This is a genomic window from Endozoicomonas sp. Mp262, assembly GCF_025643335.1.
Taxonomy (GTDB): domain Bacteria; phylum Pseudomonadota; class Gammaproteobacteria; order Pseudomonadales; family Endozoicomonadaceae; genus Endonucleibacter.
On sequence record NZ_CP092489.1, the window covers coordinates 548,462 to 570,532 of the forward strand.

Annotated in this window: 21 protein-coding genes; 6 read left to right on the forward strand and 15 right to left on the reverse strand. The window is 44.9% G+C overall.

Annotated features, from left to right (window positions below; translation table 11 throughout):
* Window positions 1-80 precede the first annotated feature (80 nt).
* The 4 genes from MJ595_RS02380 to panB form a co-directional block, all read right to left on the reverse strand.
* Window positions 81-371: an AbgT family transporter gene (locus tag MJ595_RS02380; RefSeq protein ID WP_263080913.1), complete on the reverse strand. Its 291-nt coding sequence runs from the start codon at window positions 369-371 to the stop codon at window positions 81-83.
* A 246-nt stretch (window positions 372-617) separates the two neighbouring features.
* Window positions 618-998 (reverse strand): aspartate 1-decarboxylase, encoded by a 381-nt coding sequence (locus MJ595_RS02385; RefSeq protein WP_263080914.1) that lies wholly within the window; start codon window positions 996-998, stop codon window positions 618-620.
* A gap of 109 nt (window positions 999-1,107) precedes the next feature.
* Complete coding sequence (gene panC, locus MJ595_RS02390) at window positions 1,108-1,965, reverse strand: pantoate--beta-alanine ligase (protein WP_263080915.1); 858 nt, start codon at window positions 1,963-1,965, stop codon at window positions 1,108-1,110.
* 19 nt (window positions 1,966-1,984) lie between these two features.
* Window positions 1,985-2,779, reverse strand: coding sequence for a 3-methyl-2-oxobutanoate hydroxymethyltransferase (panB, locus tag MJ595_RS02395; RefSeq protein ID WP_263080916.1), 795 nt, complete (start codon window positions 2,777-2,779; stop codon window positions 1,985-1,987).
* A gap of 357 nt (window positions 2,780-3,136) precedes the next feature.
* Here panB and MJ595_RS02400 point away from each other — a divergent pair, with 357 nt between their 5' ends.
* Window positions 3,137-3,622, forward strand: a complete 486-nt coding sequence (locus tag MJ595_RS02400; RefSeq protein WP_263080917.1) for a hypothetical protein — start codon at window positions 3,137-3,139, stop codon at window positions 3,620-3,622.
* A gap of 93 nt (window positions 3,623-3,715) precedes the next feature.
* On the opposite strand, the gene MJ595_RS02405 is transcribed toward MJ595_RS02400, so the two are convergent.
* The 5 genes from MJ595_RS02405 to rppH all read right to left on the reverse strand — a co-directional run bounded on the left by MJ595_RS02405 (window position 3,716) and on the right by rppH (window position 8,316).
* Window positions 3,716-4,096, reverse strand: a complete 381-nt coding sequence (locus tag MJ595_RS02405) for a DsrE family protein (protein ID WP_263080918.1) — start codon at window positions 4,094-4,096, stop codon at window positions 3,716-3,718.
* An 8-nt stretch (window positions 4,097-4,104) separates the two neighbouring features.
* Window positions 4,105-4,278 (reverse strand): hypothetical protein, encoded by a 174-nt coding sequence (locus MJ595_RS02410; RefSeq protein ID WP_263080919.1) that lies wholly within the window; start codon window positions 4,276-4,278, stop codon window positions 4,105-4,107.
* Window positions 4,279-4,316: 38 nt separating this feature from the next.
* Window positions 4,317-5,195, reverse strand: coding sequence for an IS982 family transposase (locus tag MJ595_RS02415; protein WP_263078216.1), 879 nt, complete (start codon window positions 5,193-5,195; stop codon window positions 4,317-4,319).
* A 203-nt stretch (window positions 5,196-5,398) separates the two neighbouring features.
* Window positions 5,399-7,681, reverse strand: coding sequence for a phosphoenolpyruvate--protein phosphotransferase (gene ptsP / locus MJ595_RS02420; protein WP_263080920.1), 2,283 nt, complete (start codon window positions 7,679-7,681; stop codon window positions 5,399-5,401).
* 134 nt (window positions 7,682-7,815) lie between these two features.
* A complete protein-coding gene (gene rppH / locus MJ595_RS02425; protein ID WP_263322443.1) occupies window positions 7,816-8,316 on the reverse strand; it encodes an RNA pyrophosphohydrolase in 501 nt (166 codons plus the stop codon).
* 359 nt (window positions 8,317-8,675) lie between these two features.
* Between rppH and MJ595_RS02430 the strand changes: the two genes are divergently transcribed.
* From MJ595_RS02430 to MJ595_RS02440, 3 genes are all read left to right on the forward strand, one after another.
* Window positions 8,676-10,076: an IS1380 family transposase gene (locus MJ595_RS02430; protein ID WP_263322433.1), complete on the forward strand. Its 1,401-nt coding sequence runs from the start codon at window positions 8,676-8,678 to the stop codon at window positions 10,074-10,076.
* 614 nt (window positions 10,077-10,690) lie between these two features.
* Window positions 10,691-11,008: a hypothetical protein gene (locus MJ595_RS02435; RefSeq protein WP_263080921.1), complete on the forward strand. Its 318-nt coding sequence runs from the start codon at window positions 10,691-10,693 to the stop codon at window positions 11,006-11,008.
* Window positions 11,009-11,081: 73 nt separating this feature from the next.
* Entirely contained in the window at window positions 11,082-12,449 is a 1,368-nt protein-coding gene (locus MJ595_RS02440) for a transposase (protein WP_263078002.1), read from the forward strand.
* Between the two features lie 185 nt (window positions 12,450-12,634).
* Here MJ595_RS02440 and MJ595_RS02445 read toward each other — a convergent pair whose 3' ends face one another.
* Window positions 12,635-13,900 carry a hypothetical protein gene (locus tag MJ595_RS02445; protein ID WP_263080922.1) on the reverse strand — a complete coding sequence of 422 codons (1,266 nt, stop codon included), beginning with the start codon at window positions 13,898-13,900 and terminating at the stop codon, window positions 12,635-12,637.
* 163 nt (window positions 13,901-14,063) lie between these two features.
* Window positions 14,064-15,023 (reverse strand): hypothetical protein, encoded by a 960-nt coding sequence (locus MJ595_RS02450; protein ID WP_263080923.1) that lies wholly within the window; start codon window positions 15,021-15,023, stop codon window positions 14,064-14,066.
* A 428-nt stretch (window positions 15,024-15,451) separates the two neighbouring features.
* On the opposite strand from MJ595_RS02450, the gene pgi reads away from it, so the two are divergent.
* Window positions 15,452-17,101: a glucose-6-phosphate isomerase gene (gene pgi / locus MJ595_RS02455; protein ID WP_263080924.1), complete on the forward strand. Its 1,650-nt coding sequence runs from the start codon at window positions 15,452-15,454 to the stop codon at window positions 17,099-17,101.
* Between the two features lie 214 nt (window positions 17,102-17,315).
* Window positions 17,316-18,383 carry an adenosine deaminase gene (add, locus tag MJ595_RS02460; RefSeq protein WP_263080925.1) on the forward strand — a complete coding sequence of 356 codons (1,068 nt, stop codon included), beginning with the start codon at window positions 17,316-17,318 and terminating at the stop codon, window positions 18,381-18,383.
* Window positions 18,384-18,604: 221 nt separating this feature from the next.
* On the opposite strand, the gene MJ595_RS02465 is transcribed toward add, so the two are convergent.
* The 4 genes from MJ595_RS02465 to MJ595_RS02480 form a co-directional block, all read right to left on the reverse strand.
* Window positions 18,605-18,949: an META domain-containing protein gene (locus tag MJ595_RS02465; protein WP_263080926.1), complete on the reverse strand. Its 345-nt coding sequence runs from the start codon at window positions 18,947-18,949 to the stop codon at window positions 18,605-18,607.
* 108 nt (window positions 18,950-19,057) lie between these two features.
* Entirely contained in the window at window positions 19,058-20,086 is a 1,029-nt protein-coding gene (locus MJ595_RS02470) for a putative transporter (protein ID WP_263080928.1), read from the reverse strand.
* A gap of 200 nt (window positions 20,087-20,286) precedes the next feature.
* Window positions 20,287-20,625: a stress response translation initiation inhibitor YciH gene (gene yciH / locus MJ595_RS02475; RefSeq protein WP_263080930.1), complete on the reverse strand. Its 339-nt coding sequence runs from the start codon at window positions 20,623-20,625 to the stop codon at window positions 20,287-20,289.
* A 175-nt stretch (window positions 20,626-20,800) separates the two neighbouring features.
* A complete protein-coding gene (locus MJ595_RS02480) occupies window positions 20,801-21,838 on the reverse strand; it encodes a DUF2333 family protein (RefSeq protein WP_263080931.1) in 1,038 nt (345 codons plus the stop codon).
* Window positions 21,839-22,071 lie beyond the last annotated feature (233 nt).

Here is a 22,071-nt window from a genome sequence, read left to right on the forward strand (position 1 = left end):
TATCCCTATCAAAAGTAGACGTTATTTTGTGCGAAATCACTCCATTTGGAATTTACTGTAAGCCTTGCTGTTGCAGTGATTTAATTGATGTCACGGGAATAGCTGGCCAACCAGTTTTTTAAAATAGCATTATCAAACATCCAGCGGACATTCTCCGATGCCATCATATTTTTGATGGAATACTCAATAGTGCCGCCATCACTGCCAATACTTTGGAATGTGTAACCCCCCATTAGCACTGAGACTACTGCGGTTAATGCAAACAAGAACATAAAGATCACCACCGGATCCGGTATCTTATGTCCCACCTGCTCAACTAACCTGATAAAACCGGATCGTTTCTCCGGCATTTTTAGTGTTTTTGTACTCACGTACTACCCTTTAGACGCTTAGTGGAAAATACTTTTATTTATGTGAGAAGCACCATAGGGAATTTATCATTTATTTTTATTGATATAGGTCAGTTTTAAGAAAAGGCCTTGCATTATCTTTAATCAATTTTAACTGGCAGAGGTATGCCATAATACATACCAAAATGAATAAGCTTATTATTGTCTGAAAGTCAGAGAAATACCGCTACTGCAAATGCTGCAAATGATATCTCTCTGAAAGTGCAATTATGCCAGCTGCACAGGGATCGCATTGGCTGTATGACTGACCGTATTGCCTTCCTGCATATAAATCAGTCGTGGCTTGTGATCCTTGATCTCTTCTTCAGAGAAGTGACCAAAAGCACAAACAATAATCCGGTCACCAACGCTGGCCTTATGAGCCGCAGCGCCGTTTACGGACATAATACCAGAGCCTTCTTCACCTCTGATAATATAGGTGGTAAAGCGCTCACCATTATCAACATTAAAGACCTGAATCTGCTCATACTCGCGCAGACCCGCCATATCCAGCAAATGACCATCAATGGAAAGGGAGCCTTCATATTCCAGTACTGCATGTGTCACATACGCCTTGTGCAGCTTGGCTTTTAACATAATACTTTGCATGAAAAATCCTGTTTCTACTACAGAGTCATAACAATCAAAGACAATAGCAGGACTTGAGAGTAAAGCGACTCAAAAGCCCGGCAATGATTATTCGTCTCGATAATTGTTATCAAACGTCGATGGAAAAATGAATATTGTCAATAAGCCGGGCTTTCCCCACATGCCCTGCAGCAAGAATCACCAGCTGGTCATCGTTATCGCTGGCTGGCAATAAGGTTCGGGTATTGGAAATGTTGAAATAATCCGGTTTTATTCCTGCTTGTGCAAGTTTTGCAAAAGCATTTCGGCGGATAAGATCATAATCCCGCTCACCGGCCTGTATTACAGATTTTGCATCACTCAAAATCTCAAAAATACAGGGCGCAATCTCCTCTCGCTCTTCCTTAGTCAAATAACCATTTCGAGAACTCTTTGCCAAACCGCTTTCTTCTCTGGCAATAGGTGCACCCACAATATCCACAGGCATACACATATCCCGCACCATTTTGCGAATGATCGCCAGCTGCTGAAAATCCTTTTCCCCAAAAACGGCCACATCCGGACGAACAATATTAAACAGCTTGGTGACAACCGTTGCAATTCCCCTGAAAAAACCCGGACGACTTTTGCCACAATGCATACCGTCCAGCATATCAACACTGATATGAGTATGACTGTCACTGCCTTCAGGGTAAATTTCCTGGGTACGGGCAGCATAGACAATACCCACACTGTATTCTTTCAGGAGGGCACAGTCCTGTTCCAGCGTTCTTGGGTAAGAGTCATAGTCTTCATTAGGGCCGAACTGAAGAGGGTTAACGTAAATGCTAACCACGACACAGTCACAGAGTTCCTGTGCTTTTTTTACCAGGGTTAAATGACCGCCGTGGAGATTACCCATAGTGGGTACAAAGCCAATGCGTTTGCCCTCGAATTTTTGTCCACTGATGCAGCTTTGCACATCGGCAATAGTATGAACGATTTTCATTGTTTTAGCTTATCCCGGCTTATTCAAAGCAATGTTCCCGGGCTGGAAACAAACCATCCCTGACAGCAGCCACATAAGAGCTGACAGCCTCTTGAGCACTTCCGGATTCAGACATAAAGTTTTTGGTAAAGCGTGGTTTGCGGCCCGGCGTCAAATCCAGCATGTCGTATACCACCAGAATTTGCCCATCCGTATCAGGACCGGCTCCAATTCCAATGACAGGGATACTAACCGCAGCAGTGATCTCCCGGGCCAGCGCAACAGGCACACATTCCAGTAGTAATACAGCTACGCCAGCGGCTTCCAGTTCAATGGCTGCCTTAATCATGGCATCCGCCCGATCACTATCACGTCCCTGCACCTTATAACCGCCGAAAACATTGACGCTTTGAGGTGTTAAACCCATATGGACACAGGTTGGAATACCGTGCTGACGAAGTCTGGTGACAACAGGAGCAAGCCATGCTTCTCCTTCAAGCTTGATGATTTCAGCTCCGGACTGCATCAGTCGTGTAGCGTTTTGTAGCGCCTGTTCATCAGTGGTATAAGAAGCAAAGGGAAGGTCTGCCATCAACATGGCATCATTAATATTCTTGTGAACACTGCGAGTGTGATAGCACATATCATCCATCGTCACAGGCACAGTGCTATCCTGCCCCTGACACACCATGCCTAAAGAATCCCCCACAAGGATAACGTCTATTCCCTGGGTACTTACCAGGTTAGCAAAAGTGGAGTCATAAGCAGTAAGGCAGGTAATTTTTTGTCCTGACTGTTTCATTTTAGCCAGGGAGTTGAGAGTTATTTTAGCCATTGATTAAGACCCTGAAACCTCTCGATTGGTAACTATTGTGCAGAGTATACGGAAACTAAACGTGAGTGTCAGTGCATACCAACCCGTGTTTATACTTAACTTAGACTGGGAGACTTGGATAAGAATATTGTTTATTAAGGGTCACTGGAGGAATTTCCAGATTATTAAAATACTCAACTATGTTATCTACGTGCTTTCTGAATGCATAAATACCAAGGCACCGATTTAATAGTGCTCTCTTTTATAAAAAATACCATTCAAGCCAAGTCGATTGCGTATTCTCATAACTAGAAAAAACCGCCAATTCAACTACTCTCATTTCATACGGGTCTACCGTGCTAAAGGAGCAGTAATTATATGTCCGTTATAAAAAAAGCGCTAAATGTATTACTTTTCAGTTTGCTGCCAAGTCTGCTTGCAATGACTTCATATGCGGACACACCCCAGAGAACAACTATTGACGTACAGATGACTAATAATAAAAAACCATTCAGTCAACCAAACCCCATTGTTCAAGAACCCCCTTATTGGCAGGAGCTGGGTTCTGTCAACTTTCGATCTTCAACTAACCAGGCGACTATAAAGCTAGACACGCTACAACAATATAAGCAGATCAAACTGGTATCCAATAAACCACTAAAGATAACGAGCCTTGTTCTAACGAAACCCGATAACCAGAAAACCAGAGTCCAATATCAATCAGCCTCCCTTTCTTTGGAAGGCCGGGTAACGTATTTACCCAAGAATTATCACTCCCTTCAAAAAGTCACTGTAAATTACAAGAACCCCAAGAAAGATCAGGGGGTAATCACTCTATTTGGCTATAACGATAATACTCAATAAAAACACAGCAGGGCTAACTCCTCAGCCAGTTAGCCTGATTTCCTGCATTTGAAATACCCTGCTCACTTGGAAATAATGGTTAAAATTAAAGCATTACCAATACCAAACCTGGCTATATTTTGCCAGGTAACCTGGTAGATCAGTTCGCCTAATGGGGGTTATCCATCCTAAATTCATGTCTATTTTTATTCCCCTCTCCACCAGATCCTCTTCCACCAAATAAACCGTTATTCCTTTCTCCGATAGTTTTTTCAAATCCTGATAGATAACAGGAGGCTGGCTTTGACTATAGCTCCCTACTTTAAATCCCGATGCATCCTGGTCTGCCAAAGAATAATTGACCGCACCGCCCTGAATCAGAACATCCAGATCAGCACCGGCATCCCGCAATGCATGGCTTAACCACACAACAGTATCGTCCTGCTCTTCAAGGGTTGCTCGATAAGCCGTTTCGATAATATTAAGAATCTTCATCAGAATGACTACCTGGTAGGAATGACCAGTGTATTTACTGATTGCTCAGCATACTTCAGAAAATCGGCGGGCGATCCTCTTTCAACCCCTTCAATACATTCACCCACTCCCCGCTCATCCACACACAAACCACAATTAGTCCAGTTCAGGGCACCGCCATGAAGCATTGCATTTTCGCGCAAAGCCTGAATCCATTTATGACCTGAGTTCGACATAACGGTTAAGCAACCAACTCAACCAGCCCCGTATGCTGAATGCTCAGAGAAGGCTTCTTTTTTTGAAACGTATAGGCTATAAGCCCTGCCAGCAAGTTCACCATAAAATTGAACTTTGAGCGGTGGCGGGTGTGCTCTATCTGAGAGATATTTTTCAACTGATCGTTGACCGTCTCAATGATTGCACGCCCTCTCAGCAGTACTTTATCAAAAGCAGGCAGGTTCTGAGGTTTCATGTTTTTCCTGCGCGTCGTAATCAGGTCAACATCGTATTTTTCTTTTAAAAGCTGGGCTTTGGCCTTGGATATATAGCCTTTGTCGCCGAACAGCTTACCAAACAAGTGGCAGCACATATCTTCAAGAACAGCACGATCATCGGTATTACCTGATGTACACTTAACCGCCAGCAACTCACCGGTATCATTGATAATCAGGTGAAGCTTAAAGCCGTAATACCAGTGTGTAGAAGACTTACCCCAGCCTGCTTCATCTTTAAACACTTTATGGCGCAGAGCCCGACTTTTTTCACAGACAGCGATGCCGGTTGAATCTATATAAGAAATGCCAGACACCTTGCCATATCGTGTCTGCAAGAAAGCTGAGAGTACCATAAGCGCTTGTGGCATCAGCTCAACAAACCGATTGTAGCTGACTAGCCCGTGAAAGTGCTTATGCCAGTATTTACAGACATGATTAATATAGAAGTGCTTCAGACAACGATAGCCTTTAGCATGAAATAGGATGACGATCGTTGCCACTTCGCTGATTGATAGAGACTGTTTACGAATGCGCTTGCGGCCACAATGCTCGATCAGATACTGGTTTAGCTTTGGTTCAAATTGCTTGCAAAAATCGTCTACCCTGCAAAATACCTTGGTCAGCACAGCACTACTCCACCCCTAATCAGCGTGGTAGCTATGCTATATAAAATCAGTTCCTTATGTCGAACTCAGGTCCTGATAATAATGACAGTGACTCTCAAAAGGATCACGAGACTCAATAAGAAGGTAATCCGACATGATCAGGTTCTCTCTGGAAAAAAGCCCCTGTAAAGGATAGCTCAATAAATCAAGTGAATAGGGGATAATTATGCACTGGACACCAGAGGGCGCTTATAGCCAATAATTTTCCCCATCCCTTCTTTGCAAAGAGCCAGTTCAAGGGAACTCCGAATAACCTGGGCATTATCCAGTTGCATCACATCACTGAGGATTTCCCTGGCTTTTTCAACGGTGATTCGTCTTAAAGCCCATTTCACTTTTAATAGATTAGTGGTGCTCATTGATAAAACATCAACCCCCATAGCCATCAACAACACCGCGCAGGCGGGATCTCCAGCCATCTCCCCACAGACGCCTACCGGCTTTCCCTGCCTGTGCCCATCATGAATGATACTTTGTAAGGCTTTTAATACCGCAGGGTGGCAACAGTGGTACAGGTCTGCAACCCGGGGATTATTCCGATCTACCGCCAGAATATACTGGGTCAGGTCATTTGAACCAATGGAAATAAAATCAACCCGGGATGCCAGGTCTGCCGCCTGGTAAACAGCGGCCGGAACTTCAATCATGACGCCAATAGGTGGCATAACAACCATGATACCCTCAGACATGACTTCCGCATGTGCACGATGAATCAAACGCAGCGCTTCCTCCACTTCAAAAATACTGGTAATCATAGGCAGCATGATACGAAGGTTATCCAGCCCGGCACTGGCCTTAAGCATGGCCCGTACCTGCACCAGAAAAATTTCAGGATGATCCAGCGTCACCCTGATTCCTCTCCAACCAAGAAAAGGGTTATCCTCCTCTATAGGAAAATAACTGAGAGACTTGTCACCGCCAATATCAAGGGTTCGCATAGTGACCGGCCTGGGACAGAATGCCTCTAACTGATGACGGTATATTTTTTCCTGCTCTGACTCACTGGGGAACCGCTCACGGATCATAAAGGGAACCTCAGTGCGGAATAAGCCAACGCCCTCTGCTCCCCTGTCAATGGAATGGACCGTATCCGTCATCAGTCCGGTATTAACCCAAAGAGGCATGGTAAATTTATCCAGAGTTTCACAGGGAAGGTGACTGACAGACTCCAGGCCTTCAGCAAATTCCTGCTCTTCTTCGACAATGGTCTGGTAATGTTCCAGTAATTCATCAGAGGGAGATGAATAAACAAACCCGAGATTGCCATCAACTATCAACTGTTTCCCGGATAACTTCAGAAATGGAAAGTCTACCGCCCCCATTACGGTAGGAATCCCCATCGCCCTGGCCAGAATTGCAACATGGGAATTACTGGAACCCTTAACAGAAACCAGTCCTGTCAGTCGTTCATAAGGGACTTCTCCCAGCATTGCCGGAGTCAGCTCTTCACTAATCAGAATCGTGTTTTCAGGAAAATCCGAGTGCTCAGCATGTTCCGATTGCTGCAAATAAGACAGAACCCTCCTACCCAGATCTTTCACATCAACAGCCCGCTCACGAAGATAGGCATCCTCCATCATCTCAAACTTTTGAATGTGCTCTTCAATAACTTGTCTTAATGCCCCTTGTGCCCAAACGCCCTGGGCCACCCGATTGCGGATCTCCATTCCCAAGGCATGATCATCAAGCATACGTAAATAGACATCGAAAAGGGCCAGTTCTTCTGCGGGCAGGCAGTTGGATAACTTATTAGCGGTTTCTTTCATATCTTCACGAACAGCCGCCAATGCTTTGTCCAGATAGGCCAGTTCGCTTTCTATATTGATGCAGGCCCGGTCAGGCACCGCACTCAAGTCGGCTGGAGGAACCATTACGACTGCTTCACCCAGAGCAACACCGCTGGCTCCGGGTGTCCCTTGAAAACGGGCTGCTTTTTTTTCGCTATTCGTCGTAAGGTTAAGGGAACCGGTTGCTTCAGCATGGGCAATAACGCCCGCAAGCTGTGCAGACATCGTGATTAAAAAAGCTTCTTCATGCTCATCAAACCGCTTTTTATCAGGACGCTGCACCACCATAACCCCTAGGTTTTTTCGATGATGAATGATAGGTACACCAAGAAAAGAGTGGTATCGCTCTTCACCGGTTTCCTTGAAATAGACATACTTGGGATGTGATGAAGCATCACCCAGATTAATGGGCTCTTCTCTCAAGCCGACTTGCCCCACGAGACCCTCAGTATAAGAAAGAGTCACCCTGCCAATGGCTGAACAGTTCAATCCTTCTGTTGCCATCAACGTGTAGTGGGCTGTTTCATCATCATAAAGATAGATGGAGCAGACCTGCGCCTGCATGGCGTTCTTTACCCGCCGAACAATAATAAAAAGTGCTGACTGCAAATCGGAGGCAGAGCTGACTTCCTGAACAATTGTCCGCAGGGTATTCAACATAAAGCCATTTTCCATTGATGCCCAGGATCCGCCATACTTAGCAAAAGCCTAAGTCAACTAACAAAATTTTCAAGTTTACAACCGGAAGCTACCGGGGAAATAGCATGATTATCTCCCCCTATTAACCACAGCCCCTAGCTACAATAGCCGTCATTAGCCTGCAGACTGCCAATTCTGGGTACCAGTTCCCTTAGGGCTCTTCTATAGACTTCCCTCTTAAACGAAACAACCTGGCCAAGGGGATACCAGTAACTCACCCATCGCCAACCATCAAACTCGGGCGAGCTGGTATGGTCTACCCGAATAGAATCATCACTGCTCAGCAGGTTTAACAGAAACCACTTTTGTTTCTGACCGATACACAGGGGGTGCTGATCCCTTCGTATCAAGCGCCTGGGCAAACGGTAACGTAACCAGCCTCGAGTGCATGCTAAAATTTCCACATCATCCGGCTGGAGGCCAACCTCTTCATAGAGTTCTCTGTACATGGCCTGTTCTGGTGTTTCACCATCATTAATTCCCCCTTGGGGAAATTGCCAGGCATCCTGCCTGATCCGCCGTGCCCATAAAACCTGTCCGAGGTGATTTGCCAGAATGATGCCTACATTAGGCCTGAATCCATCTGAATCAATCACGCAAACGGCTACCTTAAAATAAGTTATGTCTGGCATTGTTTCATAAACCGCCTTTAGACGGCAAACGGGTTACCGGGCTTACGCAGCTATCAAGGAAGATTTAAGCGGGTAACCCTCCCCCTATCCCGGATACAGGGAACCATTGCCAAAGTAGCAAACCCTGCCTAGGGGCTGTTGACGTTTGATCGTGAGCTCAGTGGCTCGTAAAGCGGTTTTCCGCAATACCCAATGGGGCACACCGGGAGGACTGGTGCAGGCATAGCCCGGATATTTCATAAATAAAGGCAAGTTCCGTCCAATCTGTTGGTACGATTGGATTGACAAAAAAATGCTTCGGAAAAAGCAAACCGGAACTTGCCATGACCCAATCTACACAAGAGCAGCTTCGCTTTCATCCTTCAAATGGTAAAACTATCCGTGCGGACTTCAATGGTGGAGAGTTATCTTCAGATTTTGGGGCTCTGCTGTTACGGGAAACCATATTGCATAGCGGACTTATTTCCAGACTGACCCAGGCCATTGATGACAAGCGTCACCCATCCTACATTGACCACTCTCTGCAAAACCTCCTGGTTCAGCGAATTTTGCAAATGGCTTGCGGTTATGAGGATGCCAACGACAGCAACCGCCTCCGTAAAGACCCCATGTTAAAGCTGGCTACCGGACGAAACCCTTTGGATGATGATAACCACCTGGCTTCATCTCCCACCTACACACGGCTCGGGAAGTCCATGCGGCGCAAAGATATCTATCAAATGGCTGAAGCATTTGTGCATCATTTTATCGCCAGTTATGACTTGCCACCTATGGCTATCGTGATCGATCTTGATCACACACCGGCCATTACCCACGGATCGCAGCAAATGAATTTGTTTAATGCCAAATATCAGGACTACTGTTATCTGCCTTTGCTGATTTTTGAAGGTCTCAGTGGCAAGCTGATTACTGCCATCCTCCGTCCAGGCAAAACGCCAACAGGCAGGGAAAATGCCGCTATTATCAAGCGTGTCATCAAGCTTATCCGTAAACGGTGGCCAAAAACCCATTTGCTGGTGCGCGGGGATAGCCACTTTGCTCAACCTGAGTTAATGCATGTTGTTCAGGCTAATACTCATGCTGATTATGTGCTGGGTAAAGGTGCCGGTCACAAGACGGCCTTACGCCCTAAAGCCAAAGAGTTGCTAGATGAGGCTCGTCGAGCTTTCAAGGTTAAAACAGCCTTAGCCAAGTTGAACGATATGCCTGAGCCAGAACGACTCAGGCTGTACGGTGAGGCCGAGTATCAGGCTAAAAGCTGGAAAGGGCTCGATACCCGGATAATCTATAAGGCAGAGGTTAACGAGAAAGGCGACAATCCCCGCTTTATTGTCACCTCAATCAAAGAGGCTTCCCCAGAGGTGATTTATGAGGATCTGTACTGCCCAAGAGGGCAGGATGAGAATTTCATTAAGCACCTGAAAAGTGATCTGTCCGGTGACAGACTGTCAGACCAGACCTTTCTGGCCAATCACTTGAGACTGTTTTATGCCTGTGCGGCTTACGTTCTGCATTACGAGCTGAGAACCAAGGCTTTGAAAGGAACGGAACTGGAGAAAGCCCAGCCATCAACGGTAATCACAAAACTCTGCAAAGTAGCGGTTAAGGTGGTTGAGTACAAGGATCGGATCAAACTGCACCTACCCAGCAGCTGCCCATTCAAGAAGCTTTTGCAGCATGTAACAGAGATATTTTATCAAATGCCGTTGCCTCGGCCTGGGTAGCAGCCTCCACAACGCTTAGCCCGCCTAAATAATAACCAGATGAGAGACGTTTGGAGTATTCATTCGGCCTAAAAAAGCAGAATTGATCGTTAAATGTTCAGATTGGTGTAGTCGGAGCCTGAAGACCTTTAGTCACAGAGTGATAAAACAGCAGCCCCCACAGAAAAGTCAAAATTGAATGGACAGCCTGCTGCTTTATGAAATATCCGGGATAGTTGTTCTACGTCAAGCCAGTCCAACGCAGTCGGAAAGCCGCTTTACGAACCACCCGAAGGGCCAAAACCAGCGATTCCGTGCCGTCGTTGCAGTAGCTTGAAAGACGCGAGTACGCGTGACCTTTAGGTTATTCCTGCGCTACTGCGCCTAGCCACGAAACCGCTGGTTTTGGCTGAGCACACGAGCAAACGTCAACAGCCCCTAACTGGTATTAATAGTAGTGTACTGCAAAGATCAGGAAATAAATTGATAGAAAACCTAAGACGGCTTCAATATTTGCTTATTTAATAATCAGGACACCCAGGAATAGAGCCAACACCAAAGGGAATATACGAATAGGTAAAAACTGTTATTTTCTTTAATCTTCAGATAAAAGCACAATAACTGGAGTATAAATAATGCCCACCTATTCTGAAGATGCCTTAGTCCAGATGCTAATGGATTACGCCAGCGATGCAGATCATGAAATAATGATGAAAATGCTGGAAGCGGCTGATCAAAGTCTGACTACAGGAGCCAATCAGTTTGTAGACTATGCTTCAAAAGCACTTCAACCCAGCGATATAAAAGACTATATTCGTTGCTACCCTTTAGCACATATACTGATAGGCATCACCCAGTTCAGAAAGCTAAATAAAGGTATCGACATAAAAGAGCTTCTGGCAGCTATTCCCGTGACATCAATTAAATCACTGCAACAGCAAGGCTTACAGTAAATTCCAAATGGAGTGATTTCGCACAAAATAACGTCTACTTTTGATAGGGATACTTTATCAATGGCTGTCTCTCATGGCTTATCCATTCCAAAAAAGTCGTAAGCATCTTTGTGCAAACAGTTTAATTACTACGATTTCTGAAAGTTATGAGCAAATTCCAGATGTCCGACCAAACAAGGATTCCAGAAAAATAACAATACATGATGCCTCCATGTCCGCTTTTGCCATGATGCATCTCAAGTACCCATCGCTCCTCTCGTTTGAGCGTGATAAAACAGAGCAAGAAGTAAGGCATAACCTTGAGCACCTGTATCAGATAAAAAAACGTGCTCCCTGTGATACCAGTATGCGGGAAATCCTGGATCCAATAGATCCCGTAGAGTTCAAAAAGCCTTTTAAGACATTGCTGTCTAACGTCCAAAGGGGCGGATTACTGAAGGCATTCGAATTTCACTGCGGGAACTTGAAAAATCACTACTTGCTCCCGATCGATGGAACTGGGCTATTTTACTCCTGCAATAATAAAAAACCTTGTCAGGAGTGCTGTACTAAAAATAAGGGAAAGGCCAACGAAGCTCACTACCACCAGTTAATGGCAGCATGCATTGCTCACCCGGATCAAAAAACAGTCTTGCCATTGGCACCGGAAGCCATAGTTTGCCAGGACGGTTCGACCAAAAATGACTGTGAAAAAAATGCCATTAAACGGTTGTTTGCCACCATACGAGAGCATCACCCACGTCTAAAGTTCGTTATTCTTCTGGACAGTCTTTATGCTGACAACCCCACTGTCCAACTGATTAAGAGTTATGGCTGGCATTACATCATTGTCGCGAAAGATGGCAACCATGCCTCGCTGGTTGAAGCGATGGATGAGCTGGATAAAGAAGGAAAAGTTCACCGTGCTGAAAAAGTTAATGAAGAGACTGGAATTAAGTGGTGGTTTCGCTATGCCAATGACGTCAGGCTGAACAAGGCAAAATATGCAGAACAGGTTAATGTGCTTGATTTTGTCGAAACCGATAAAAAAGGTAAACAGCATATCTGGTGCTGGGTGACTGATATTCCGCTTAACGAAGAAACCATAGAACCCGTCATGAAAGGAGGGCGCTGCCGATGGCATATTGAGAACCAGACGTTTAACACCCTGAAAAATCAAGGCTACGATCTCGAACATAACTACGGTCACGGTGAGAAGCACTTAGCCACAAATCTGGCCTATCTGACGATGCTTGCTTTTCTCGTAGATCAAATACAGGAACTGTGCTGTCCCCAGTTTCAGGAAGCTTTAAGAACCCGCTCAAAAGGAGTCCGTATAGCATTATGGAAATGGATACAGGGCTATTTTTTGCATTGGCTGATAAAAACGTGGGAGGGGCTTTTTTACACAGTAACTCATGGTATTGAAGAGAAAAGGGTGATTCCATTCGATACATCATAACCGGCCATATCGTAGCTACGTTCAGGGGTGACATTTTTTCTTTAAAGCTCCGCTTTGTTAATTGGCGGCTCAGTTTTGATCGGCTTCATTATTTTTGCTGCCTTATTGTCAATACCAACGATCATCGACGTTCATCATGCGGGAATAGCTGAGCTTCTGGATGCCATCTAAAAACAAAACAATAATCAGACGTCAACTCGTCTGTATTCAGATAGAACCCTAATAATTAAAGCAAAAAAAACAGGGTAATCAAATGCAGTCTCTCCTTCAATAAAAGCAAAATGACTATCACGACACCTTTTACAAAGCATATTATAAAACTGTTCAGACTGCCGCAGCCTAAGTTCAGAACTCACCCAGTATAAGATACCATTAAAATAAAAAGAACACGGCATTATACTATTTGTTAAAATTGAATATATTGAAACATTCTCTCTCATCGTCAGCTTGCTACACTCTATTTCTTCGAAAGCATATGTATAATCAATTTCAAAAAAATACTTACTACGAACAAACCAGTCATCCCCATACTCCCTAAATATACTCCATAATCTTTCAAGACGAGTCCGAATTTCAAAAGGCATAAAACCTCTATTAATTATCTTTTCCAATTCAGTAATCAGCAGTGGATATAGCGCTTTAAAATCATAGCTGCGCACTGTCTCTATTAAATAATTAACAAGTACACAATCCGATTTAGTAACCATGACAGGAACTTCTGGTAGTTTATGCCTATTTTTAAGTTCTAAGGACTTGTCTGGTTCTTCAAAACGCACCGTTCTCTTACGCTCACCTGGCTTCTGAAATATTGCTCTGGAATCATCGGCAAACCGCACCTTAACCCCTCTACTTTTTCTCTTGTTTCCTGCACCTTTATTGGGAGGAGGACTATTTATAGTACCTTCTATTTCTTCCAAGAGCTTATCAAGTTGACCCATTTCTAAAGGACTTCCCTTTTTATTGCTCTCCCCAGAGCTTACATTATCATAAAGAGATACCTGGCTTGTACTCTTAAAACCTGATTCACTCAACATACGTCTTTGCGCTTGACACTCCAAAAAACCTCGCCCTCCACTGAATACAAAACCACCCCCTTCTATCTTTTCTTGATCAACAAATTCTATACGTGGTGATCCTAATTCAAATTGTCTACTGAGATGATCATGTAACCTCTCCCCAACACCCTGATTTACTGGCATCGCCTTTTTTTTTCCGCCTTTTTTATTTTTATTCTTGAATATTTTAGGTAAGGACCATCGACTTTTCTTTGCATTGGAGACACTGAAAATATCAATATCTGTATTTACCGACTGCCTCTTGGCTGTTTTATTTCTAGCATTTACCTCATCTTCAATTCCACCTGCATATAAAAAAAATGGAAATATAGAAACTTGCACCAATACCAAATAGGTCAGTCTATTAACCCATTTAACGGCCACTTTACTATTCAAAACAGCTATACCTTAATCATCACACAATACAAAATCCATTATAACACTTAAAAAAGAGATCATTATTAATTGTCTACAAAATTCCAAAATGTACTCTATATGCCATACTGAACATTACGTCCGACCATCTCCATAGAGTCGCAAAGAAAGGTTGGGAATATGCTTATAAAAAATCACACTCAGAAGGTATTGCTATTTTACTTACAGCTACAACTATTAGCATCGGAACTAAAAAACCAGCCTTCATACTCTCACCACGGATCATGATCATAGGATGACTAACTGAAAACTCTTGTGACAAAAAACGCTGGATACTAGATACACCACTAGCAATTATATGTAATATTTCATCGTCATCAAAAAAATTATCACATAGCAGAACATTGCATTTAAGCATAGAAAAAAAATCAAGTTTCTTTTTCTTCGGTAACATTTGATTAAAACATTCTAGAGCTATAGAATCCACGGCATCACTATTACTTCTCTCCCCTTCATGGAAATCATTTAAAAACCCCCTTACTTCACTAACAATTAAATCAAAAGATTCATCAGATAAACCACTCCAATCTCGCCACAAACTCCAAACATCCAATAAAGCTCCAGAGTTAACTGCATAGAGCAGGGATTTCTTAATATCATCTAGTACTCCATAACTATTAGTAAATATCAAAAGTTTATTCTTAAGAAAATTGCATATCTTTCCTCTTGCCTGTCTCTGTTCACCTTCAATATTCCCCTCTATTTTTCCCAGGTCAGTTTTAGAGTTTTGTACATAAAAGTCCGCTTTCTGAATTCCTGTAGTCCTATTTTTTATTCCACTGAAGCATTTACTTTTATTAACAAGGCAATCTTTTTTAACACATTGCCCCTTACTATCACTCCCAACAGGTATTTCCTGACCCCACCTCCTGCTGGGAATCGCATAATCACATAAATATCTTCCAATGTAGCTATCACCTACTGTTTTTCCTGATTGAAGACACTTTTTTTCAGCTGTCACTGCTTCCTTTACTTGGAAGCCAAAACAACTCAGTAAGAAAGGCTTCATCCTAAAACATTTATCACTCACAACTTGGCTGACATCCCCTCCCTGTGCCCTCTGAATAATTTCATCACTTTTCACTTGGCCCCCTCCCCTTCGATGCTCTTGGCCAGCATAACTCCCATCAACGTAAAATAAAGCGCATTTTATAACTGTTAAGCTGAATACTACTTTATTAACTGATGACCATCTCCTTTTACAACATAAGCCACTCATAGCAGCCAATAGCCCTTTTTCGTAAACTCTACAGAATTATAATCCTTCTCGTTTTAACTCTAATAATCATTTCTTATATGAAGTAATACCTCCCTATTACACCTTATAATTGCCAGACTCCTGCCTTAACCTTACAATCCCTGGATATTTTTCCAATCCTTAGCCCGGATATTTCATAAACATGCTCGAAGCCCACGTAAAACTTACTCGGAGCAGCAAAGTCCTATGCCAGAATAGGAGAATGTTTATGAAGTATCCGAGTTAGGACTTTCTGCAAAACTAGAGGTAACAACGTGTCTCGTCCCTCCCCCCTGGGTCAATACCCTGCATCTGCAAACCTCGCCAGTCTGCAAGAGAAAATGGCAAACACCCACCTGCGCGACCTGTTTGCTGAAGATTCCCACCGCTTTGATAAATACAGCCTTGAGGCTGCCGGCCTGTTTCTGGATTACTCCAAGCACCTGATTGATGATGAAGTCATGGCTGACCTGGTGAAAATGGCTGAGCAAGCAGGCCTGCCCGCGGCAATCAAAGCCCAATTTTCCGGCGAAAAAATCAACAACACAGAAAACCGTGCAGTACTGCACTCTGCCCTTCGTAACTTCGGTGATGACCCGGTTATGGTGGATGGGCAGGATGTGATGCCAATGATTCGCGAAACCCGTGAGCGCATGAAGTCACTGACTGAAAGCATTCACTCCGGTGAGTGGAAAGGCCATACTGGCAAGACCATTCGTCATGTTGTCAATATTGGTATTGGTGGCTCTTACCTTGGTCTGAAAACAGCCATTAATGCCATGACCCCTTATCACAAGGAAGGTCTTGATCACCATTATGTAGCCAATATCGACCCTAATGAACTATCTGAAGTGCTGCGCAAGGTCGATGCTGAAACCACCCTGTTTATTGTGGCTTCCAAGTCCTTTAGCACCCTGGAAACCCTGCAAAATGCCCAGGCTGCCCGTCGCTGGATGCTGGAACAGGGCTGTGCCGAAGGTGATATCCGCAAGCACTTTGTTGCGATATCCACAAACCTGACCGCCATCGACCAGTTCGGTATTGCCCAGGAAAACACCCTGCCACTGTGGGACTGGGTGGGTGGCCGTTACTCCCTCTGGTCCAGCATTGGCCTGATGATCAGCCTGGTGGTGGGCTATGATAATTTTGAACGCCTGTTAAAAGGTGCATGGGAAATGGACAAGCATTTCCAGCAAGCACCTCTGCCCCGGAATATGCCTGTTATTCTGGGCATGCTGGGTGTCTGGTACCAGAACTACTTTGGTGCGGAATCCCATGCCGTGATTTCCTATGACCACTTCCTGAGAGACCTTCCAGGCCATCTTCAACAGGTAGATATGGAAAGTAATGGCAAGCGTGTCCGCAACGATGGTTCCACAGTTGACTATCAAACCGGCGCTGTTATCTGGGGGGGAACAGGAACCAATGACCAGCATGCTTACCACCAATTGCTGCACCAGGGCACCCGTCTGATCCCTGTAGACTTTATTGCACCAGCAACCACCCATAACCCTATTGAAGACCAGCACCCCTGGCTGTTCGCTAACGCCCTGGCCCAAAGCCAGGCTATGATGCAGGGCAAAACCCAGGAAGAAGTTCGGGATGAACTCACTGCCGCGGGTATGAGCGCTGATAAAGTTGAACAACTGGCAGCTCATAAAGTGATTCCGGGCAATCGCCCTAATAGCATGATCGTACCTGAAAAAATAACACCAGAAACTGCAGGTGCACTGATCGCCCTGTATGAACAGAAAGTCTTTGTTCAAGGTGTCCTGTGGCAGGTCAACTCCTTTGACCAGTGGGGCGTAGAGTTGGGCAAGGTGCTAGGCAACCGTGTCTTTGATCGCATCAAGGCCACCGAAGAAGTAACAGATCAGGACTCTTCCACTAATGGACTGATTCAACGCTTTAAGCATTTTAATTAATACACCTGGAACGCGTTGTTTTTTAGGACGTCAATTCCCCCTGATTCAACAGCCGGATGCGGATTTTCTGAAAAAATCCAGCATGCTCAGCAAGGCGCAACTTACAGCTAATGGGCGTACAGCCCTTGGTAAAAGGTGAAGCGCAGCAGAGCATGTTGGTGTTTTTTAGAAACCGCAGGGGACCATTTACTCACTGCAAATGTGTGTTGAGATAATGGAGCGGCCAGCTGCTGAATCCAGGGTTATGACACTCTTTCTATGGATTTACATTAATAACACAATGATCAATAAGTCAATTCCTCTGACAGACCTTCACCGTCACCTTGACGGTAATATTCGCCCTGCCACCATTTTGGAACTGGGGCAAAAGCATAATCTGGAACTACCCGCTGCCACATTGCAGGACCTGGTCCCCCATGTTCAGGTTGTTTCCAATGAACCAGACCTGGTAAGTTTCCTGAAAAAACTGGACTGGGGTGTGGCAGTCCTTGCTGATTACGACGCTTGTCGTCAGATTGCCTATGAAAATGTTGAAGATGCCATGAAAGCTGGCATTGATTACGCCGAGTTGCGCTTCAGCCCTTCCTATATGGCCATGGCTCATCGGCTCAATCCTCAGGGCGTCGTAGAAGCTATCATTGATGGCGTCACTGCCGGTAGCCGGGATTTTGGTATTAAAACCAACCTGATCGGTATTATGAGCCGCACCTTTGGTCAGGAGGCCTGCCAGGTTGAACTGGATGCCTGTCTGGCGTTTAAAGACAAACTGGTTGCCATCGACCTGGCAGGTGACGAACTGGGCAAGCCTGGCGAGCTCTTTACCGGACACTTCAAACAGGTTCACGATGCAGGCCTTCATGTCACTGTTCATGCCGGTGAAGCCGCAGGTGCCGAAAGTATGTGGCAAGCGATTAAGGAACTGGGCGCAACCCGGATTGGTCATGGTGTTAAAGCCATTGAAGACCCCAGGCTGATGGATTATCTCGTAGAACACAACATTGGTATTGAGTCCTGCCTCACCTCCAATGTCCAGACCAGTACTTGCGAAAGTCTTGCCAGCCATCCTTTAAAGCGCTTTCTCGAGCATGGTGTCTTAGCCACACTCAATACCGATGATCCCGCTGTTGAGGGTATTGAGTTACCCCATGAATATGAAATAGCAGCTCCTGCGGCAGGACTCAGCCAGAAAGATATCTGTCAGTGTCAGGAAAATGGTTTGGCTGTTGCCTTTCTCAGTGATCAGGAAAAGGCTGAACTGAAGCAAACGGTAGCAAATGGTTGATGGCTAGACTCGTTCCCAGGTTCCTGAGGGTATCACGAAGGATATTTTGATTTACCACAGAGGCATAAAAACACGGATGCTTGTCGTTTAAAAGTATAAAAAAACCGAGCCTCTGTACCTTTGTGGTTCCAAAAAAAAGTCATTGGGCTAATGCCATTTGTGACAGTCCCGGGACTCTGGGAGCAAGAAGCAATAAACTCGGTGTCTTTTTTGAGGCAATGCTATTTTTTGCTCGCTTCCAGTGACGGCAGTTTATTAAACCGGTACTCCTGATCCCCCTTGGATAGAATCAACGTATCATCTCCCTCATACTTAACATGAGGGTTACCTCCCAACAGGTTTTGCAACGCTTCTTCCCGCTTGCGATCCTGACCATAACAAGCCATCAACGTTGAAGCCAAATGACCAATAACAAGCCGGTCTCCATCCATCTCCATGGTAGCCATCATTTGATTGCAACCGGCATACGCTGATATCCGGTCATCCTTCACCTGAAAGCTCATCGGTGTATCGCCTATGGATGGTGTTACTTCCTGCCAACGGCCTTCGGGCAGGGTTCCATTCATAGTACTACAACCTGTCAGCAAAGCTGCCGCCAGAGCCCCCCAACAAATAGCTTTCTTCACGATAGGGTTCTCGACCAATAAAAAAAACGGCAAGTATAATACTAGTTTCTATGGTTGATTGTTATGACCTTTTCTACTCACTCCAAGGCCGTTAAAAGATCCGTTCTCAGGGTCAATTTGTGATTCAAAGGCACTAAGTCTTTTATAAATTGACATTAACTCTATGATTGAACTCCATGAGTGCACCAAAAACTGGAATGAGTTTTCTACCCGGTTAAAGGCATTCAGTACTTGCTGCATTACACCAAGAGTAATAGCACCGGCAATGATAGTTGGCCCCATTGCAATTAACGGAACAATCACTGAAAACTGAATATACGACCATTTTGCTATATCAAAATAAAGATAGTGCTTATACAGCGTAAAGTAGTTCCGGCGCACATTGGCATAAAGTTCTTTTATAGTTGGAGGCTCGGCGCGGGTTTCATAATCTTCCCCAAAAACCAGTTCCTTGCGATAGGCCGCTTCAACTTTTTGATTATTAAATTCAAGACCTGGCAACTTAATTCCTATCAAGGCCAACAGAACTGTACCAGAAAAAGCAGAGACAATGGCAATCCATACCAGGGAGTCATCAATAGATCCCAACCACGGAAGCTCAGTAATAAGCTCACTAAACCGGGCTAGTATTGGTACAAACACCATCAGGGTGAATACGGAACGCATAAAACTGACACCGATACTTTCCACCAGGCTGGCAAAACGCATGGTATCTTCCTGAACCCGCTGGGAGGCTCCCTCAATATGCCGCAGCTTTGACCAGTTCATCATATAAAACTCATTCATCGCTGTTCGCCAGCGAAAAATATAATGGCGTATAAAGAAACTGATCAGTACTGCAACCACAATATAGATCGCAGCAATGGTTGAAAATGTCAGACACTTTTGAAGGAATTCAGAAAAAGTAACATTGCCGGGGTGCGTCAAAATCTGTTGCAGCGTGTCATAAAAATCGCCATACCACTCATTAATCCTGACATCCAGTTGAACCTGAAAATAGGTGGTGGCCAAAATAACCAGGCTGCCAAGAACAGACCAAAGCCACCAGCGTCGGCCTAGAAAAAATGATTTGAACATACTACCTGCCAAACACATTACAGTTATTAATGAATTATTTATTGACTACTGTATTTGGCAACAGTTCCCTGATCTGACCCGGATATTTGATGGGTTTAAAAACAGCTTATTCTTGACGTGTTCATTAAGCGAAGCGATGGCTGAAGCACGCCCTTCACAGCTCCATCAAACAACAGCCCCTAGCTGGGCGCGATTTAGATTTATCCACCTGACCTCTTGGCATCATAGCCCTGCTTTTTCAGCACATCCACCATAATATCCACATGGTCGCCCTGGAGTTCGATATTACCATCCTTGACTGCCCCTCCGCCGCCACAGCGTTTTTTCAGCTGTTTGGCAAATGCCTTAAGGTCATTTCCCGTCATGGGCAGGCCAGTAATCACCGTGACCACCTTGCCACCACGCCCTTTTTTTTCAGGCCTGACCCTGACGCTGCCATCGCCCTGGGGGACAGTATCTTTTACTTTCTCTTCTTTAACCCGTCCGGTTTCTGTGGAGTAAACCAGCCGGCTATCACTGTTACTGCTGTACTTAGTCATTCTTACATCTCTGTAGGGGGAGGGGAAACCCTGGCCCGGAAGCATGAATATCCATACAGCTATTGAATAAGTTGAAACACCCGTATGCATTCCCGGCGAGGAGAGGTTGTCGCGAAACCCTCAGGACGCTGGGAACGAGGCGCTTATCTTGTATAGATATTAACGCTTAGTGGCACTAGCCTTTTTCCAGCAGACGACGCAGGTCAATAATCGCTGCATTGGCCCTGGATATGTAGTTCGCCATCACCAGAGAGTGGTTGGCCAGGAAGCCAAAGCCATCACCATTAAGAATCATTGGACTCCAAACAGTATCCTGGGTAGCTTCCAATTCCCGGATAATCTGCTTCAGGCTGATCAGGGCATTTTTTTTGCGTAGCACATCGCCGAAATCTATTTCAATGGCACGAAGCAGATGAATTAAGGCCCAGGATGTACCTCGAGCTTCATAGAAGACATCATCAATTTCCAGCCAGGGTGTTTTTACCATCACAACAGCATCCATATCCGTAGACTGGGATGCTTCCGGATCACCCGCCAGGTCAGTATTTAACCGGCGTTTGCCTACACTGGCACTCAAGCGCTGTGACAAGCTACCAAGGCGGGTTTCCACATCAGTGAGCCAACGGGTGAGGTTATCTGCTCTGGCATAGAACTGGGCCGGGTCTTGCTGATTGGGCAACCGTTTCATATAGCTTTCCAGTTTATCGATACCCCGCTGGTATTCTTTCTCACTGGCCGGCAACATCCAGCTTTTAGCATCAAAGTTAAACTGGGGTTCGGCCACCGCCAGATCCCGGTCTTCCTTGGACTGGGACTGGGAACGGCTAAAGTCTTTACGAAGGGCGCGAGCCATGTCCCTGACCTGAACAAGTACGCCCAATTCCCAATTAGGCATATTATCCATGAACACACTGGGAGGCATGATATCGTTGCGTAAATAGCCGCCCGGCTTAGTCAGCAATGTATTGGAAATACGGTACAGGGTTGCAGTGGTGGTATACCCTGTCACCACTTCATTGCCATGATATGCAGCTATTTTTTCAGCATTTCCCTGGACAGAGAACTGGTCCGGCTCAATACTCCAGTAAATGCCAAGAGCTGTGATCAAAACCAGTATGCCTGCCAGGAAAAAAAGCAGGATTTTGCTTTTTACCTTGCTACCGGCCACTTCAAAACCCACTCTTATTCGTTCTTTAAAACCGTCCAAAGCCATAATATCCTCACCTGCCCACTACACCTGAAGCCTGTAAAGTCTGTCTATGATATTTTCATTCCGTAAAAGCGTCATCAGTCAGCTCTATACAGAGCCCGGTAGCTATTATCCTCCATAACAGTAGTAATACCAATCGCTGATTTAAAATCTTATTTTGTGTTTGTTTGTCGAGAGTGGGGAGCTGTATTGCACTTTGATTCTTAATCCCTAAATCCCACTTAACGCTCAAAGGA

Excerpts from the sequence above, each read along its gene's own strand:
- MJ595_RS02470 (WP_263080928.1), bottom strand. The coding sequence starts at position 20,086 with ATGTTCAAATCATTTTTTCTAGGCCGACGCTGGTGGCTTTGGTCTGTT.
- MJ595_RS02435 (WP_263080921.1), top strand. The coding sequence starts at position 10,691 with ATGCCCACCTATTCTGAAGATGCCTTAGTCCAGATGCTAATGGATTAC.
- MJ595_RS02400 (WP_263080917.1), top strand. The coding sequence starts at position 3,137 with ATGTCCGTTATAAAAAAAGCGCTAAATGTATTACTTTTCAGTTTGCTG.
- ptsP (WP_263080920.1), bottom strand. The coding sequence starts at position 7,681 with ATGTTGAATACCCTGCGGACAATTGTTCAGGAAGTCAGCTCTGCCTCC.
- add (WP_263080925.1), top strand. The coding sequence starts at position 17,316 with ATGGAGCGGCCAGCTGCTGAATCCAGGGTTATGACACTCTTTCTATGG.
- MJ595_RS02405 (WP_263080918.1), bottom strand. The coding sequence starts at position 4,096 with ATGAAGATTCTTAATATTATCGAAACGGCTTATCGAGCAACCCTTGAA.
- MJ595_RS02430 (WP_263322433.1), top strand. The coding sequence starts at position 8,676 with ATGACCCAATCTACACAAGAGCAGCTTCGCTTTCATCCTTCAAATGGT.
- MJ595_RS02385 (WP_263080914.1), bottom strand. The coding sequence starts at position 998 with ATGCAAAGTATTATGTTAAAAGCCAAGCTGCACAAGGCGTATGTGACA.
- MJ595_RS02480 (WP_263080931.1), bottom strand. The coding sequence starts at position 21,838 with ATGGCTTTGGACGGTTTTAAAGAACGAATAAGAGTGGGTTTTGAAGTG.
- yciH (WP_263080930.1), bottom strand. The coding sequence starts at position 20,625 with ATGACTAAGTACAGCAGTAACAGTGATAGCCGGCTGGTTTACTCCACA.
- MJ595_RS02465 (WP_263080926.1), bottom strand. The coding sequence starts at position 18,949 with ATGAATGGAACCCTGCCCGAAGGCCGTTGGCAGGAAGTAACACCATCC.
- panC (WP_263080915.1), bottom strand. The coding sequence starts at position 1,965 with ATGAAAATCGTTCATACTATTGCCGATGTGCAAAGCTGCATCAGTGGA.
- MJ595_RS02440 (WP_263078002.1), top strand. The coding sequence starts at position 11,082 with ATGGCTTATCCATTCCAAAAAAGTCGTAAGCATCTTTGTGCAAACAGT.
- panB (WP_263080916.1), bottom strand. The coding sequence starts at position 2,779 with ATGGCTAAAATAACTCTCAACTCCCTGGCTAAAATGAAACAGTCAGGA.